General features: G+C 68.9%; 12 protein-coding genes and 1 pseudogene. 8 read left to right on the top strand and 5 right to left on the bottom strand.

Translation table 11 applies throughout. From position 1 onward, the window contains the following. Positions 1 to 577 precede the first annotated feature (577 nt). The gene (locus tag BM290_RS49525; RefSeq protein WP_239143387.1) at positions 578 to 967 is read left to right on the top strand and encodes an ArsR/SmtB family transcription factor; all 390 of its coding nucleotides are present in this window, start codon (positions 578 to 580) and stop codon (positions 965 to 967) included. A 143-nt stretch (positions 968 to 1,110) separates the two neighbouring features. Here BM290_RS49525 and BM290_RS05150 read toward each other — a convergent pair whose 3' ends face one another. The 3 genes from BM290_RS05150 to BM290_RS05140 form a co-directional block, all read right to left on the bottom strand. Next, positions 1,111 to 1,431: a DUF3140 domain-containing protein gene (locus tag BM290_RS05150; RefSeq protein ID WP_093610507.1), complete on the bottom strand. Its 321-nt coding sequence runs from the start codon at positions 1,429 to 1,431 to the stop codon at positions 1,111 to 1,113. Further along, positions 1,424 to 1,642, bottom strand: coding sequence for a hypervirulence associated TUDOR domain-containing protein (locus BM290_RS05145; protein ID WP_093610505.1), 219 nt, complete (start codon positions 1,640 to 1,642; stop codon positions 1,424 to 1,426). The genes BM290_RS05150 and BM290_RS05145 overlap by 8 nt, the downstream gene beginning before the upstream one ends. Before the next feature lie 84 nt (positions 1,643 to 1,726). Further along, positions 1,727 to 2,527: a class I SAM-dependent methyltransferase gene (locus BM290_RS05140; protein WP_177319584.1), complete on the bottom strand. Its 801-nt coding sequence runs from the start codon at positions 2,525 to 2,527 to the stop codon at positions 1,727 to 1,729. A 322-nt stretch (positions 2,528 to 2,849) separates the two neighbouring features. Between BM290_RS05140 and rpsA the strand changes: the two genes are divergently transcribed. The 5 genes and pseudogenes from rpsA to BM290_RS49520 all read left to right on the top strand — a co-directional run bounded on the left by rpsA (position 2,850) and on the right by BM290_RS49520 (position 9,238). Next, positions 2,850 to 4,355, top strand: coding sequence for a 30S ribosomal protein S1 (gene rpsA, locus BM290_RS05135; protein ID WP_093610501.1), 1,506 nt, complete (start codon positions 2,850 to 2,852; stop codon positions 4,353 to 4,355). A 121-nt stretch (positions 4,356 to 4,476) separates the two neighbouring features. After that, entirely contained in the window at positions 4,477 to 5,577 is a 1,101-nt protein-coding gene (gene coaE, locus BM290_RS05130; protein WP_093610499.1) for a dephospho-CoA kinase, read from the top strand. Between the two features lie 309 nt (positions 5,578 to 5,886). Continuing rightward, on the top strand, positions 5,887 to 7,989 hold the full coding sequence (gene uvrB, locus BM290_RS05125) for an excinuclease ABC subunit UvrB (protein WP_093610497.1): 2,103 nt from the start codon (positions 5,887 to 5,889) through the stop codon (positions 7,987 to 7,989). Between the two features lie 40 nt (positions 7,990 to 8,029). Then, positions 8,030 to 8,323: pseudogene (locus BM290_RS51015) on the top strand (GNAT family N-acetyltransferase); the annotation flags it as partial. Positions 8,324 to 8,773: 450 nt separating this feature from the next. Further along, complete coding sequence (locus BM290_RS49520) at positions 8,774 to 9,238, top strand: GNAT family N-acetyltransferase (RefSeq protein WP_093611213.1); 465 nt, start codon at positions 8,774 to 8,776, stop codon at positions 9,236 to 9,238. Between the two features lie 140 nt (positions 9,239 to 9,378). Here BM290_RS49520 and BM290_RS05110 read toward each other — a convergent pair whose 3' ends face one another. Next, positions 9,379 to 9,708, bottom strand: a complete 330-nt coding sequence (locus BM290_RS05110) for an antibiotic biosynthesis monooxygenase family protein (RefSeq protein WP_093610495.1) — start codon at positions 9,706 to 9,708, stop codon at positions 9,379 to 9,381. Positions 9,709 to 10,144: 436 nt separating this feature from the next. On the opposite strand from BM290_RS05110, the gene BM290_RS05105 reads away from it, so the two are divergent. Further along, a complete protein-coding gene (locus BM290_RS05105) occupies positions 10,145 to 11,134 on the top strand; it encodes a TerC family protein (protein WP_203779172.1) in 990 nt (329 codons plus the stop codon). 545 nt (positions 11,135 to 11,679) lie between these two features. Here the strand turns inward: BM290_RS05105 and typA are convergent. Further along, positions 11,680 to 13,542, bottom strand: a complete 1,863-nt coding sequence (typA, locus tag BM290_RS05100) for a translational GTPase TypA (RefSeq protein ID WP_093611211.1) — start codon at positions 13,540 to 13,542, stop codon at positions 11,680 to 11,682. A 150-nt stretch (positions 13,543 to 13,692) separates the two neighbouring features. Between typA and BM290_RS05095 the strand changes: the two genes are divergently transcribed. After that, positions 13,693 to 14,475, top strand: coding sequence for a transglycosylase SLT domain-containing protein (locus BM290_RS05095; RefSeq protein WP_093610491.1), 783 nt, complete (start codon positions 13,693 to 13,695; stop codon positions 14,473 to 14,475). Positions 14,476 to 14,573: the final 98 nt, after the last annotated feature.

Here is a 14,573-nt window from a genome sequence, read left to right as displayed (position 1 = left end):
GGTCTGCCGGATGCGCGGGACCACGGATGCCGTCTTGCGGTCGGACCTCACATGGTCGTGGGTGCGCGGGACCACCGGTCCGTCTTCGCATCCTGTCTCACATGATCGCGGCTGGGCCTTCCGGCGCAACGCGCTCTTTGCCGCCAAGGTGGTTGGTCAGTTCGACGCCGGGAAGGCGGCTGGCAGAAGGCGCCTGGGACGGCACGATGACCTGCGGGTTCGAGGGTCCACCGGACCGGGGCGTCGGTATCCGCCCGGTCGGGTGACGGGCCGGCGGGCCGGGGTACTCGTCCGGGTGGCATTCGCGCCGCTGGTTGCGCTCTTCTGCCACCCTGGGCCGATGCCGAGCCGATCGACGTCGATTGAGGTTCGTTCCGGGGTCGAGGCCGACACGCCACCCGGGACCGTATCCGGGCAGCCCGCCGCGGCGCTCACCCCCGGCCTCCGCACCGGGCCGACCGCCGCCCCCAGACCGGCGTCGCTTTCGGCGGCCTCTCATGGTCCGGGGTCGCTTTCGGCGGCCTCTCATGGTCCGGCGTCGCTTTCGGCGGCCTCTCACGGTCCGGGGTCGCTTCCGGTGGGCGGGCATGTTCACGGGCCGCGTTACGTGGCGGCTTCCGGGCATGAGCCGGGTGTCCTCCCGGACGGGACGGTCGCTCTCGGGCGTGGGCCGCTCGATTCCGATCAGGCCGGCGACCTCGCCGGGACGTTCAAAGCCCTCGGCGATCCGGTCCGGCTGCGGCTGCTGTCGATGATCGCGTCGGCGGCCGACGGTGAGATCTGCGTCTGTGACCTGAGCGAGGCGTTCCCGCTCACCGGCCCCACCATCTCGCACCACCTGCGCATTCTTCGCGAGGCCGGCCTGGTGCACGGCGCCCGCCGCGGCACCTGGGTCTACTACCGTGCCGTCCCCGGCGAACTGACCCGCCTCGCCGGAGTCCTCGACGCCGGCCGCCGTATCCCATAGCGCCGGAAAGCACGCGCCGGCCGGCCTCCCAGCCGGTCGGCTCGGCCGGTCGGTCCGCTACGTCAAAGGCTCGGCGGGCCGGTCCGCTACGTCAAAGGCTCGGCGGGTCGGATCGCGACTCGTTCCGGGTGGCCGGGGTCGGGCTACTTGAGGGGGTCGTGGCCCCAGTTCATCAGTGAGTGGCGCCAGCGGCTGTCGCTGACGTCGCCGTCGGGGCGCTGGGCCGTGTGCCGGTGGACGTAGCCGACCACCTTGCGCATGTGCTGTTCGTCGGCGTCCGTGAGGTCGGCCTTCTTCTTGCCGAGGATCTGGACGATCTTCCGGCCCGAGTCGTGGCCGACCGACTCGGCGCCCGCGGACCGTTTCTGGCCGACCTGCTGCGACTCGTCGCTGTCGAGCCATCGGCGCAGTTCGGCGGCGGTCATGTTCACCGCCTCCCGGAACTCGGCGTGCACGTCACCCATGGTGCAGCGCCTCCGGCTTGTGCACCGCCTCGCGCCCGGTCTTGTCGCTGCGCACCTTGTACTGCGGCTCCTCCGCCGAGGCGGCGACGGTCCGCCCGGCGGTCTCGGTGCGCTCGGTGATCTTCCGCTGCACGGTGCCGCGAACGGTCTCCCCGTGGCTCCGCCAGCTCACCTTGGCGCCCTTTTTCAGGTCTTTCTTCGTTTTGGTCATGCCTGCGGGGTACCCGGCGGGCCGCTCCGGAAACAGCACGGTGAGCAGGCGAGGCGGCGGACACGGACGGGTGACGGCGGCCGGTCAGGACTTGGGCAGATCGCAGACGAAGATGGCGGTGCCCGGGAAGAGCCGGCCGCGCAACGGGCTCCACTGGCCCCAGATCTGGTCGTGGTCGTCCGGCCACTCCGGCTCGACCAGGTCTCGGACCACGAAACCGGCCGCCACCAGCTCGCGGATGCGGTCGCCGAGGGTACGGTGCTGTTCCAGGTAGCTGACCGTCCCGTCCTCGTCCCGCTCGACGTAGGGGGAGCGGTCGAAATACGAGTTCCGGGCGAGCAGGCCGGTCTCGTCCGGCTCGTCCCAGAAGACCCACCGCATCGGGTGCGTGATGGAGAACACCCAGCTGCCGCCGGGCCGCAGCACCCGGGCGACCTCGCGCATCGCCGCGCCCGAGTCGGCCACGAACGGGATCGCGCCGAACGCCGTGCAGACGATGTCGAACGCGCCGTCGGCGAACGGGAGGGCCATCGCGTCGGCTTGGACGAGCGGCACCCGTACCCCACTGCGGTCGGCCGCCTCCCTCGCATGCCGCAACATGCCCGCCGACAGGTCCATGGCGACCGGCCGGGCGCCCTCGCGGCGCAGCCACCGGCTGGCTGCCGCGGCGCCGGCCCCGAGTTCCAGAATCTTTTTCCCGTGTACGGCTCCGAGCAGCCGCGCGTCGGCCTCGCGAAGCCGCTCCGGGCACCAGACGAAGTCGACGTCACCCAGGAAGGCGCCGTGTTCGTCCTGGTAGTCGTCGGCGTCGAGATCCCACCAGGAGCGGTTGGCGCGGCGCGCCTCGGTCTCGGTGGGAGTCTCGAACGAGTGGGACGAAGTCACCCGGCAACCGTACGGCAGGCGTGTCGACCGTCCCGATTCGGCCCATAAGGGGCATGCTGACGGGTTCTCGACCGACAATGTGCCGCGGTCCTCAGGAGGGCTTGCAACCTGTGGTAATGCGCACGGTAAGCTAGTCGATGCGCTCGCGGATCGTGTGCCTCGGCAGGGAGCAGGTTCCGTGGTCGTCGGTCTCGGCATGATCGACTGCGTTGATGTGACTGCTCTCGGGTTGGTCGTCTCGTTCGCTCGTGCCGCTTCCGACGGCAGTTCCGTGGAGCGCGGGAGACACCACGAATCCATTCCGTTCGGAGCAACTGTCCACATGACGAGCAGCATCGAGGCCACCTCGAGCGCCAACAAGGTCACCGTCGACGATCTCGGGTCCGAGGAAGCTTTCCTCGCCGCCATCGACGAGACCATCAAGTACTTCAACGACGGCGACATTGTCGAAGGCACCGTCGTCAAGGTCGATCGGGACGAGGTCCTGCTCGACATCGGCTACAAGACCGAGGGTGTCATCCCCTCGCGCGAGTTGTCGATCAAGCATGACGTGGACCCCGCGGAAGTGGTGTCGGTCGGTGACCACATCGAAGCCCTCGTCCTCACCAAGGAGGACAAGGAGGGTCGTCTGATCCTCTCGAAGAAGCGCGCTCAGTACGAGCGGGCTTGGGGCACCATCGAGAAGATCAAGGAAGACGACGGCGTCGTCCGCGGTTCGGTCATCGAGGTCGTCAAGGGTGGTCTCATCCTCGACATCGGCCTCCGTGGCTTCCTCCCGGCCTCCCTGGTCGAGATGCGCCGCGTCCGCGACCTGCAGCCGTATGTCGGCCGCGAGCTCGAGGCGAAGATCATCGAGCTGGACAAGAACCGCAACAACGTGGTTCTGTCCCGCCGTGCCTGGCTCGAGCAGACGCAGTCCGAGGTTCGCACCGAGTTCCTCAACAAGCTGCAGAAGGGCCAGGTCCGCAAGGGCGTCGTGTCCTCCATCGTCAACTTCGGCGCCTTCGTCGACCTCGGCGGTGTGGACGGCCTGGTGCACGTCTCCGAGCTCTCCTGGAAGCACATCGACCACCCGTCCGAGGTCGTCGAGGTCGGCCAGGAGGTCGAGGTCGAGGTGCTCGACGTCGACCTGGACCGCGAGCGTGTCTCGCTGTCGCTGAAGGCGACGCAGGAGGACCCGTGGCGTCAGTTCGCCCGGACCCACGCGATCAACCAGATCGTGCCGGGTAAGGTCACCAAGCTCGTCCCGTTCGGCGCGTTCGTCCGCGTCGACGACGGCATCGAGGGCCTGGTGCACATCTCCGAGCTGGCCGAGCGTCACGTCGAGCTGCCCGAGCAGGTCGTCCAGGTGGGTTCGGACGTTCTGGTCAAGGTCATCGACATCGACCTGGAGCGCCGCCGGATCTCGCTGTCGCTCAAGCAGGCCAACGAGGGCTTCGTCGAGGGCGAGGAGCACTTCGACCCGACCCTCTACGGCATGGCCGCGACGTACGACGCCGAGGGCAACTACATCTACCCGGAGGGCTTCGACCCGGAGACGGGCGAGTGGCTCGAGGGCTTCGAGAAGCAGCGCGAGACGTGGGAGAAGCAGTACGCCGACGCCCGCGAGCGCTGGGAGGCCCACACCAAGCAGGTGCAGGCGTCCCGCGACGCCGACGCCGAGGCCGCGCTCAACCCGGCTCCGTCCGGCGGCGTGACCACCTCGTCGTCGACCTCCTCCTCGAGCTCGTCGTCCTCGCCGCGCGCGGCCGAGGAGCCGGTGGGCACCCTGGCCACCGACGAGGCTCTCGCCGCTCTGCGCGAGAAGCTGGCCGGCGGCAAGAGCTAGCCGGTAGTTCCGTACCACCGAAAGGCCGTCCCGACTCCGGTCGGGGCGGCCTTTCGCCTTTCCTGCACACCGCCGCCTCCCGGGCGCTGCCGTACGCACGGTTCTGGCGATACTTGATCCCATGCTGAGAGTCGGGCTCACGGGTGGAATCGGTGCCGGCAAGAGCGCGGTCGCCCGGCGGCTCGCCGAGCGCGGAGCGGTGATCATCGACGCTGATCTGCTGGCCCGCGAGGTGGTCGAGCCCGGCACGGACGGCCTCGCCGAGATCGTCGAGGTGTTCGGGGCCGGGGTGCTCACCCTGGAGGGGGCGCTCGACCGGCCGGCGCTCGGGGCGCGCGTGTTCGGTGACGAGGCGGCGCGGCGGCGGCTCGAGAAGATCATTCATCCTCGGGTACGGGAGAGGACCGCCGAGCTGACCCGCTCGGCAGCGCCCGGCTCGATCGTGGTCAACGACGTTCCGCTCCTGGTCGAGGCGGGGCTGGCTTCGTCGTACCACCTCGTGATCGTGGTGATGGCCGACCGTGACGTGCGGCTGGGGCGTCTCACCCGCCTGCGTGGCATGTCGGTGGCGGAGGCCACCGCGCGGATCGACGCGCAGACCGACGATGCGAGCCGTCGTGCCGCCGCCGATGTGACGCTGACCAACGAGGACGACCTGGAGTGCCTGCACGCCCGAGTCGACGAGCTGTGGCATGGCCGGCTCGTGGAGTTCGAGCGGAATCTCCGGTCCGGGCGGTCTGCGACACGGAGTCCGGAGTCACGCATCGTGCAGTCCGATCCGGAGTGGCCGGCGGCTGCGGCACGGCTGATCGCCCGGATCCGGCACGGGCTCGGCGACGGATTCGACGTCCAGCATGTCGGGCCGACCGCGGCGCCCGGGCAGCCGGCCCGGGACGTCATCGACCTGATGATCGGCGTGCGCACCCTCGACGAGGCCGACGGGCTGGCCCGGCGCCTCGGTGAGCTGGGCTTTCCGGCGCGGCCGGGGGAGTGGTCGGATCGGGCGGGCAGCCCTGGCGGCACGTTCCCGAAGCGGCTGCACGGGTGCGCAGATCCGGGTTACCGCGTCGACCTGCACCTGCGTGTGGTGGGTTCGCCGGGGTGGCGGCACGCGTTGCTGCTGCGCGACTATCTGCGGGCCGTGCCGGAGGCGGCGGACCGGGCGGACATGGCGCGGGCGGCCGACGACTGGGCCTCGTCGACGGGCTGGCAGCCGTCCTGATCCCTGGCTTGTCCCCGCGGCTTCTTGCCTCGGCCGGGGCACCGGGCCCTTCCTTGGAGGGCCCTCGCGGCGGCCGGGTCGGGTGACCCACCGCGGGTGCGCTCGCCAGGGCGTCCGGGGCGCATCGAACCGCGGTGCGGCGGCCGGGTCGTGTGGGGACCCGGGCTGCCGGCGGCCGCCGCGAGCGGCCTACCCGACCAGCGTAGGGGTGCCCGCAACTCGCGGACAATGCCGTGGCCACCCGCCGAATGTGCATCCTGAGCACGCCGCCCCGGAAACTTGTCATACCCCCGACGTACGGTGGTGGGCATGGCGCTCGACATTCCACGACTCGACGGCCGGTTCGAGGTCGTCAGCGACTACAAGCCCGCGGGTGACCAGCCCGCCGCGATCGACGAGCTGGAGCGGCGGGTCCGCAGAGGCGATCGGCACACCGTACTGCTCGGCGCCACCGGCACCGGCAAGAGCGCCACCACGGCCTGGCTCATCGAGCGGCTGCAGCGGCCGGCGCTCGTGCTGGCGCACAACAAGACGCTCTGCGCCCAGCTGGCCAAGGAGTTCCGTGAGCTCCTGCCCAACAACGCCGTCGAATACTTCGTCAGCTATTACGACTACTACCAGCCAGAGGCGTACATCGCCCAGAGCGACACCTACATCGAGAAGGACTCGTCGGTCAACGAGGAGGTGGAGCGGCTGCGCCACTCCGCCACCAGGTCGCTGCTCACCCGGCGCGACACGATCGTGGTCGCGACGGTCAGCGCCATCTACGGCCTCGGCACGCCGCAGGAATATGTCGACATGGCCGCCCGGGTCAAGGTCGGTGAGGAGGTCGACCGCGACAAGCTGCTGCGCAAGCTGGTCGACATCCAGTACACCCGCAACGACATGGCCTTCCAGCGCGGCACGTTCCGGGTCCGGGGCGACACCCTGGAGATCATCCCGGCGTATGAGGAGCTCGCCATCCGGATCGAGCTGTTCGGCGACGAGGTGGAGAAGCTCTACTATCTGCACCCCCTCACCGGCGACGTGATCCGCGAGGTCGAGGAGCTGATCATCTTCCCGGCCACCCACTACGGCGCCGGGCCGGAGCGGATGGAGCGGGCGATCCGCGACATCGAGGCCGAGCTGGAGCAGCGGCTCGCCGAGTTCGAGCGGCAGGGCAAGCTGCTGGAGGCACAGCGGCTGCGGATGCGCACCACCTACGACATCGAGATGATGCGGCAGGTCGGCTTCTGCAACGGCATCGAGAACTATTCGATGCACATGGACGGGCGCTCCCCCGGCGAGCCGGCCTACACGTTGCTCGACTACTTCCCCGACGACTTCGTCACCGTCATCGACGAGTCCCACGCCACCATCCCGCAGATCGGCGGCATGTATGAGGGGGACGCGTCACGGAAACGGATCCTGATCGAGCACGGGTTCCGGCTGCCCAGCGCCGCCGACAACCGGCCGTTGCGCTTCGACGAGTTCCTCGAGCGGGTCGGCCAGATGGTGTTCCTCTCCGCCACCCCGGGCAATTGGGAGATGGAGCAGGCGCAGGGCGAGTTCGTCGAGCAGGTCATCCGCCCCACCGGCCTGGTCGACCCGCACGTCGTGGTCAAACCGACGAAGGGCCAGATCGACGACCTGATGCACGAGATCCAGGTCCGGACGGAGCGGGACGAGCGGGTCCTCGTCACCACCCTCACCAAGAAGATGGCCGAGGACCTCACCGACTACCTCCTGGAGAACGGCATCCGCGTCCGCTACCTGCACTCCGAGGTGGACACGCTGCGCCGGGTCGAGCTGCTCAAGGAGCTGCGCAAGGGTGACTACGACGTGCTCGTCGGCATCAACCTGCTCCGCGAGGGTCTCGACCTGCCCGAGGTGTCGCTCGTCGCGATCCTCGACGCCGACAAGGAGGGCTTCCTGCGCAGCGGGCGGTCGCTGATCCAGACGATCGGCCGTGCCGCCCGTAACGTCTCCGGCGAGGTCCACATGTATGCGGACAAGATCACGCCGTCGATGCGGGACGCCATCGACGAGACCGAGCGCCGCCGCGCCAAGCAGATCGCCCACAACGAGGCCAACGGGATCAAACCGCAGGCGCTGCGTAAGAAGATCCACGACATCCTCGACGACATCTACAAGGAGGCCGAGGACACCGACGAGGTGGTCGGTGGCTCCGGCCGGCAGATGTCCCGGGGCAAGGCCTCCGTTCCGGAGAGCCGTTCCCGGGGCAAGGCGGCCGCCACGCCGGCCCGTGCCGGCATGGCCCGCGCCGAGCTGGCCCAGCTCATCCAGGACCTCAACGACCAGATGCTCGGCGCGGCGCGGGAGCTGCAGTTCGAGCTGGCGGCCCGGATCCGCGACGAGATCCACGAGCTGAAGAAGGAGTTGCGCGGCATGGACATGGCGGGGGTGAAATAACCGGTCGTCCCGCGACGTGCGCGTCACTACCCTGGCGCCCATGACGGCTGGAGTGCGACGGGTGGCGGAGTCCCTGCCCGAGGACGAGTTGCTGGACCTCGTGCGGCGGTGCCGGGCAGCCGACGGTGGCATGCCCCTGGTGACCGAGCCGTGGTTCCTGCGCGGGCGATGGCTCGCCGCCGGCACGGTCGCCTTCGAAGTCCGTGAGGACGGCACGCTCGTCGCGGCCGCCGCGGTCCGCCCCTCTCCGGGCGGGCCGATGATCAGCGGGTTGGTGGATCCGGCGTTCCGTGGCCGCGGTGTCGGGGCGAGCCTGCTCGACACCGCCCTGGCCGCGGCCGCCGATCCTCCGGTTGTCTCTTCCGCCGGCCCTTCGGCTGTGTCTTCCGCCGGCCCTTCGGTTGTCTCTTCCGCCGATCCTTCGGTTGTCTCTTCCGCCGGCCCTCCGGCTGCTTCTTCCGCCGGCCCTTCGGCCGCCGGGGCTGCTGATCGTTCGGCGGTTTCGTTTGCTGATTCTTCGGCCGCCGGGGCTGCCGGTCTGTCGGCGGCCACTTTCGCTGATTCTGCGGGCATTGCGGTCGGCGATCCTTCGGCCGGTCCTCTCGTCGGCCCCTCGTCCGCTGCGCCTGCGGCCGACGTTGCGGCTGGGGCCGGATCTTCTGGCTCTCAGCGCGAGGTGAGCCGGGGCGCTCCGCCGGTGACGGTGGAGTGTGAAGGGCTCACAGCCGGAGCTGCGGAGCTCTTCGCGTCACGGGGTCTCACGCAGTTCTTCGGTGAGGACGTGATGCGGATCAAGCTGGCCTCGGCCGACGGCTTCGAGGCCGGCTGGCCGGACGGGGCCGAGGTGGTCGAGTGGTCGGCGGAGACCGCGGGGCGTTTCCACGCGGTGTATGCGGCGTCGTTCCGGGATCGGCCCGGCTTTCCCGACCCGGCCGCCGAGGAATGGATCGAGGAGAACACCGAGGACGACGACTTCCGGCCGCAGTGGTCCCTCATGGTGGCCCTTCCAGAGCACGGTGACGTCGGGTTCGTCACCGCGGCCGAGGGCTGGATCGTGCAGGTCGGCGTGGTGCCTGCCGCGCGGGGAACCGGACTCGGCGGGGCGCTGATCCGGGAGTCGCTGCGACGTATGGCCGCAGCCGGTGCCACCGAGGCCTGGCTGACCGTCAACGTGAACAACCCGACCGCGGCCGGGCTCTACCGGAAGCTCGGCTTCGACGTCATGGGGCAGCGCGCCCGATACCGCTGACCGCGCCCGGCCCTCGCCGGCATCGTGACCGTCCGGGCCACGCCGAGCGGTCTCTGTCCCGCCCGGCGGATCCGGTTCCGTCCGACGGTCTCGGTTCCGTCCGACAGTCCGGTCTCGCCCGGCGGTGTGATGGGCTTCTGTCAGGGTGCGAAGAAGTCGTGGTCGGGGTTGTGGCGCTGGGTCTGGATGTCGGTGAAGTACTCGGCGAGCGGAGGCTGTGCCAGGGAACCGCCGATCAGGGCGCGCCACTGGGCGAAACGGTCGGAGCGGCGGAAATTGCGCTCGTGGGCCTCGACGCTGTCCCATTCGGCGAGGAGCACGAATCTCCGTGGGGACTCGACGGCGCGCTGCAGGCGGACCGAACGGCAACCGGGAGTGGTCGCCACCAAGGGCCGGGCCATCTCGTACGCGTTGACGAAGTCACCCTCCCTACCCGGGAGGACGTCGATCAGCGTCACTTCGAGAACCATGCCCGCAAGCGTCCCATACGCACCAGATCGGCAGCATACTAGGATGCCTCAGAGCGGGTGGCGATCCCGAACGGGCACGATCTTCCCTGGTCACGGCGTAGGGTGAGGAAAGCGACGGCACCAGCGAGGCGGAAGATGTGCGACAGATGTCGTATCTGCCCGTATGGGGAGTTTCGACCGCGAGCCGTACCACTCTCTGGGCTCCCGGTGTGCCGTTCGCGCCGAGGATGCGTAACAATGGCTCCTGTGGGAGGGGAGTATTCCCCCGCTCCGGTCTCGTCAACACGGAACGCCCTTCGGGGCGAACCCGGGGCCGGTGGTCACGGATTCACGATCCGTGGCGGAAGAGACCTCCGACAGTCGCACGTCGCTGTTCTCATCCAGTCCCGGGTGGGCGCAGCGACGACCCGTGTCTGCCGGAGGTCCTTAGTTGAACATTTCTGCATGGGTCTGGGTCGCCACCCTGGTCGCGCTGGTCGCGGTGCTCGCCGTCGATCTGCTCATCATCGGGCGCCGGCCACACGAGCCCAGCATGAAGGAAGCCGGCGGATGGGTCGCGTTCTACGTGGGTCTCGCCGTGGTCTTCGGTATCGGGGTCTGGCTGACCGCTGGTGGCCAGGCGGCCGGTGAGTTCTACACCGGCTGGCTCACCGAGTATTCGCTGAGCGTCGACAACCTCTTCGTATTCGTGATCATCATGGCCCGGTTCGCCGTGCCACGGCATCTCCAACAGAAGGTGCTGCTGATCGGCATCGTGCTCGCGCTCGTCATGCGGGGCATCTTCATCGCCGCCGGCGCCGCGCTGATCACACAGTTCTCCTGGGTGTTCTACATCTTCGGCGCGTTCCTGGTCTACACGGCGATCACGCTGGTCAAGGGCGAGGACGAGGACGAGGAGTTCAAGGAGAACATCCTGATCCGCTGGGCGAAACGGGCGCTGCCGCTCTCCTCGGAGTTCGGCGACGGCCGGTTCAGCGTCGTCTCCGCAGCGGGCAAGCGCCTGTTCACCCCGATGCTCATCGTGATGATCGCGATCGGCACCACGGACCTGATCTTCGCGCTCGACTCGATCCCCGCGATCTTCGGCATCACCAAGGAGCCGTACCTGGTCTTCACCGCGAACGTCTTCGCGCTGATGGGCCTTCGCCAGCTGTTCTTCCTGCTCGGCGGCCTCCTCGAACGCCTCGTTTACCTCAACATCGGCCTGGCCGTGGTGCTCGCCTTCATCGGTGTCAAGCTGGTCCTCGAAGCCCTGCACACCAACAGCCTGTCGTTCATCAACGGCGGCGAGGGCTTCCACTGGGCGCCCGAGATCCCGATCTGGCTCTCCCTGCTGGTCATCCTCGGCACCTTGGCCGTGGCCACGTTGGCCAGCCTGGCAAAGACCTCCCGGGACAAGAAGCGCGAGATCCTCGCCGACAAGTAGCCCTCCACTCCAGCGCCCGACGGGCCCGGACGATCGTGGTCGTCCGGGCCCGTTCCCATTTGCGCCCGCCGAATACCGAAGGCCGACCCCGCTGCCGCGCCACAGGCCCGGCCGCGCCTCTCAGCGTGACGGGGCCGCGGCCAGGTGGTCACACCGAGCGCCGCGGCTTGAGTGCGGGAAGTGGCTGGATGGCGATGACCGCATGCGGGTTGGCGGGATGACCTGAACCGGACAAAGCGGATTATCTGGTTTGCCTGGCGTCGTCAGGGCACTGGAAAGCCGCGCGGTGCTGATTTGCGGCATGGCCCGATGCGGGCCAAAGGGGATTCTCGGCTCGATGTGATAGCTCCCGAGCCGCGAGGTGGCGGCCTGGAACCGTTTCCGCCAGGAATGACAAACCGGCCCGCCCCGCCGGGAAGGGGGAGGGGTGAGCCGGTCAGGAGGAACCGGCCCGCTCCGCCGGGAAGAGGTGGGCGAGCCGGCCAGGAGGAACCGGCCCGCCCCGCCGGGAAGGGGAGGGGCGAGCCGGCCAGGAGGAACGAAACCTACTGGTGCTTACGCCGGGCGGCGGCGCGGCCGCGGGTCGTCGCGTCCAGGACGACCTTGCGGATCCGGACGGCCGACGGGGTCACCTCGACGCACTCGTCCTCGCGGCAGAACTCCAAGGCCTGCTCGAGGGAGAGCTTGCGCGGCGGGATCAGCTTCTCCGTCTCGTCGGCGGTGGAGGAGCGCATGTTGGTGAGCTTCTTCTCCTTGGTGATGTTGACGTCCATGTCGTCCTGGCGGGAGTTCTCGCCGACGATCATGCCCTCATACACCTCGGTGGTCGGCTCGACGAAGAGCTGGCCGCGCTCCTGCAGGTTGGTCATCGCGAAGGCGGTGACGACGCCGGCCCGGTCGGCGACGAGCGAACCGTTCTGGCGGGTGCGCAGCTCGCCGAACCACGGCTCATACGCCTCGAAGAGGTGGTGCATGATGCCGGTGCCGCGGGTCTCGGTGAGGAACTCGGTCCGGAAGCCGATCAGGCCGCGGGCCGGGACCAGCCACTCCATGCGGAGCCAGCCGGTGCCGTGGTTGATCAGCTCCTCCATGCGGCCCTTGCGGGTGGAGAGCAGCTGGGTGATGGCCCCCATGTACTCGTCGGGGGCGTCGATGGTGAGACGCTCGACCGGCTCGTGCACCTTGCCGTCGATCGTCTTGGTGACGACCTGCGGCTTGCCGACGGTCAACTCGTACGACTCGCGGCGCATCTGCTCGACCAGGATGGCCAGCGCCAGCTCGCCACGGCCCTGGACCTCCCACGCGTCGGGGCGGTCGGTCGGCAGGACGCGCAGCGACACGTTGCCGATGAGCTCCTTGTCGAGGCGGTCCTTGACCATGCGGGCGGTGACCTTGGCGCCCTTGACCTTGCCGACCATCGGCGACGTGTTGGTGCCGATGACCATGCTGATGGCCGGCTCGTCGACCTGGATGAGGGGGAGCGGCCGCGGGTCCTCGGCGTCGGCCAGGGTCTCACCGATCATGATGTCGGCGATGCCGGCGACGGCCATGATGTCGCCGGGGCCGGCGCTCTCGGCGGGCTTGCGCTCCAGGCCCTCGGTGATCAGCAGCTCGGAGATGCGCACGTTGGCGATCGTGCCGTCGGTCTTGCACCAGGCGACGGTCTGGCCCTTGCGGATGGTGCCCTGGTGGACGCGGCAGAGGGCGAGACGGCCGAGGAACGGCGAGGCGTCGAGGTTGACGACGTGCGCCTGGAGCGGCGCGTTCTCGTCGTACTTCGGGGCCGGGATGGTCTCCAGGATGGTGCTGAACAGCACCTCGAGGTCGGTGGCGTCCTCCGGGACGGTGCCGTCCTTCGGCTGGGTCAGCGAGGCGATGCCGTCGCGGGCGCAGGCGTAGACGATCGGGAAGTCGATCTGCGACTCGTTGGCGTCGAGGTCGAGGAACAGCTCATACGTCTCGTCGACGACCTCTTTGATACGGGCGTCGGGCCGGTCGACCTTGTTGATGATCAGGATGATCGGCAGCTTGGCGGCGAGCGCCTTGCGCAGCACGAAGCGGGTCTGCGGCAGCGGGCCCTCGGAGGCGTCGACGAGCAGGGCGACACCGTCGACCATGGTGAGGCCGCGCTCGACCTCACCGCCGAAGTCGGCGTGGCCGGGGGTGTCGATGATGTTGATGGTGACGGCATCGCCCTCGGCGGGCTGGTAGCTGATCGCCGTGTTCTTGGCGAGAATGGTGATGCCCTTTTCCCGCTCCAGGTCCATGGAGTCCATGACGCGGTCGGCCATCTCGCCACGCGCGTGGGACTGGCTGCCCTGGCGCAGCATGGCGTCGACCAGGGTGGTTTTGCCATGGTCGACGTGAGCGATGATGGCGACGTTGCGTAGGTCGGTGCGGGTCTGCATGCCGTCCATTGTTCCCGGCTCAGGTTGCCGATCGTGACACGGGGTCGAAGCCCGAATCTTGTGCTGATCTGTCCGGTTTACCGGTCAGCGGTGATCGACTGAGCACTGTTAGCGTTCCCCGTCGATGTCTCACGGGGGAGGTTCGCGTCGATGCGAAAGATCGATGTCGCTGCGGTGGTGACGGTTCTCATGGTGGCCGCGGGGTGTGGTCTGGCCGGGGCGGACGAGCGGGAGCAGGCGGCCGCGCCGGTGGCGGCGGCCTCCGAGCCGGCGGCCGAACTGACGGTCGAGCCGGCGGTGGAGGAGACGCCGGAGCCGTCACCGTCGAAGTCGAAGGCGAAACCCACCGAGAAGGCGAAGCCCACGCCGACCGAGGACCCGTTCAACACGCAGCTGCCGGACTGCGCCGAGTACGTCGGCAAGGCGGTGTCCCGGGCGAAGGCGAAGGTGGCGCTGAACGCGGCGGCCACCAAGGTCTACTGGCCGGGGTCGGCGCCGAAGCTGCGGGTGCCGGCCGATCTGATCCGGTCGGTGGCGTGGCACGAGAGCGGGTGGGTGTCGAACATCCGCAACTGTGACGGCGGATACGGCCTCATGCAGGTGATGCCGGACACCGAGGACTTCGTCAACCAGCGGTTCGAGAAGAGCTACGACGCCGGCGACTACCGGCAGAACGCGATCATCGGCGCCAACTACCTGGCCTGGCTGACCAAGTACTTCGGTGAGAAGTACTTCGCGAAGAACTACGACCTGAGCGCCGCCAGGTGCAAGACCGACGCGTCGCCGTGCCTGCTCAATCTGGTGATCAACGGGTACAACATGGGTCCCGGCTCGACCGAGGAGTCCTATCTGGCGGGCAAGAAGCTGTCGAACCCGGATTACGTGCACCTGATCCGGGCGAACATGCGCGAGTGTGACTGCGACCGGTTCTGAGTCCGGGCCGGTCCCGGGTGCCCCGGAGCCGGGAGCTACACTGGGTGGCGGACCCGAGACCCCGTACACCCACCGTTTTGACCCTCTCGTCATGGCGG

It is taken from the genome of Actinoplanes philippinensis, assembly GCF_900113015.1.
GTDB classification, from domain to species: Bacteria; Actinomycetota; Actinomycetes; order Mycobacteriales; family Micromonosporaceae; genus Actinoplanes; species Actinoplanes philippinensis.
This window is presented reverse-complemented; position numbering and strand designations above follow the sequence as displayed.

What these genes read in the sequence shown, in the direction of transcription:
- coaE (WP_093610499.1), top strand. Translation starts at nt 4,477, where the DNA reads ATGCTGAGAGTCGGGCTCACGGGTGGAATCGGTGCCGGCAAGAGCGCG.
- rpsA (WP_093610501.1), top strand. Translation starts at nt 2,850, where the DNA reads ATGACGAGCAGCATCGAGGCCACCTCGAGCGCCAACAAGGTCACCGTC.
- BM290_RS05145 (WP_093610505.1), bottom strand. Translation starts at nt 1,642, where the DNA reads ATGACCAAAACGAAGAAAGACCTGAAAAAGGGCGCCAAGGTGAGCTGG.
- typA (WP_093611211.1), bottom strand. Translation starts at nt 13,542, where the DNA reads ATGCAGACCCGCACCGACCTACGCAACGTCGCCATCATCGCTCACGTC.
- BM290_RS49520 (WP_093611213.1), top strand. Translation starts at nt 8,774, where the DNA reads ATGCGGATCAAGCTGGCCTCGGCCGACGGCTTCGAGGCCGGCTGGCCG.
- BM290_RS05110 (WP_093610495.1), bottom strand. Translation starts at nt 9,708, where the DNA reads ATGGTTCTCGAAGTGACGCTGATCGACGTCCTCCCGGGTAGGGAGGGT.
- BM290_RS05095 (WP_093610491.1), top strand. Translation starts at nt 13,693, where the DNA reads ATGCGAAAGATCGATGTCGCTGCGGTGGTGACGGTTCTCATGGTGGCC.
- uvrB (WP_093610497.1), top strand. Translation starts at nt 5,887, where the DNA reads ATGGCGCTCGACATTCCACGACTCGACGGCCGGTTCGAGGTCGTCAGC.
- BM290_RS05150 (WP_093610507.1), bottom strand. Translation starts at nt 1,431, where the DNA reads ATGGGTGACGTGCACGCCGAGTTCCGGGAGGCGGTGAACATGACCGCC.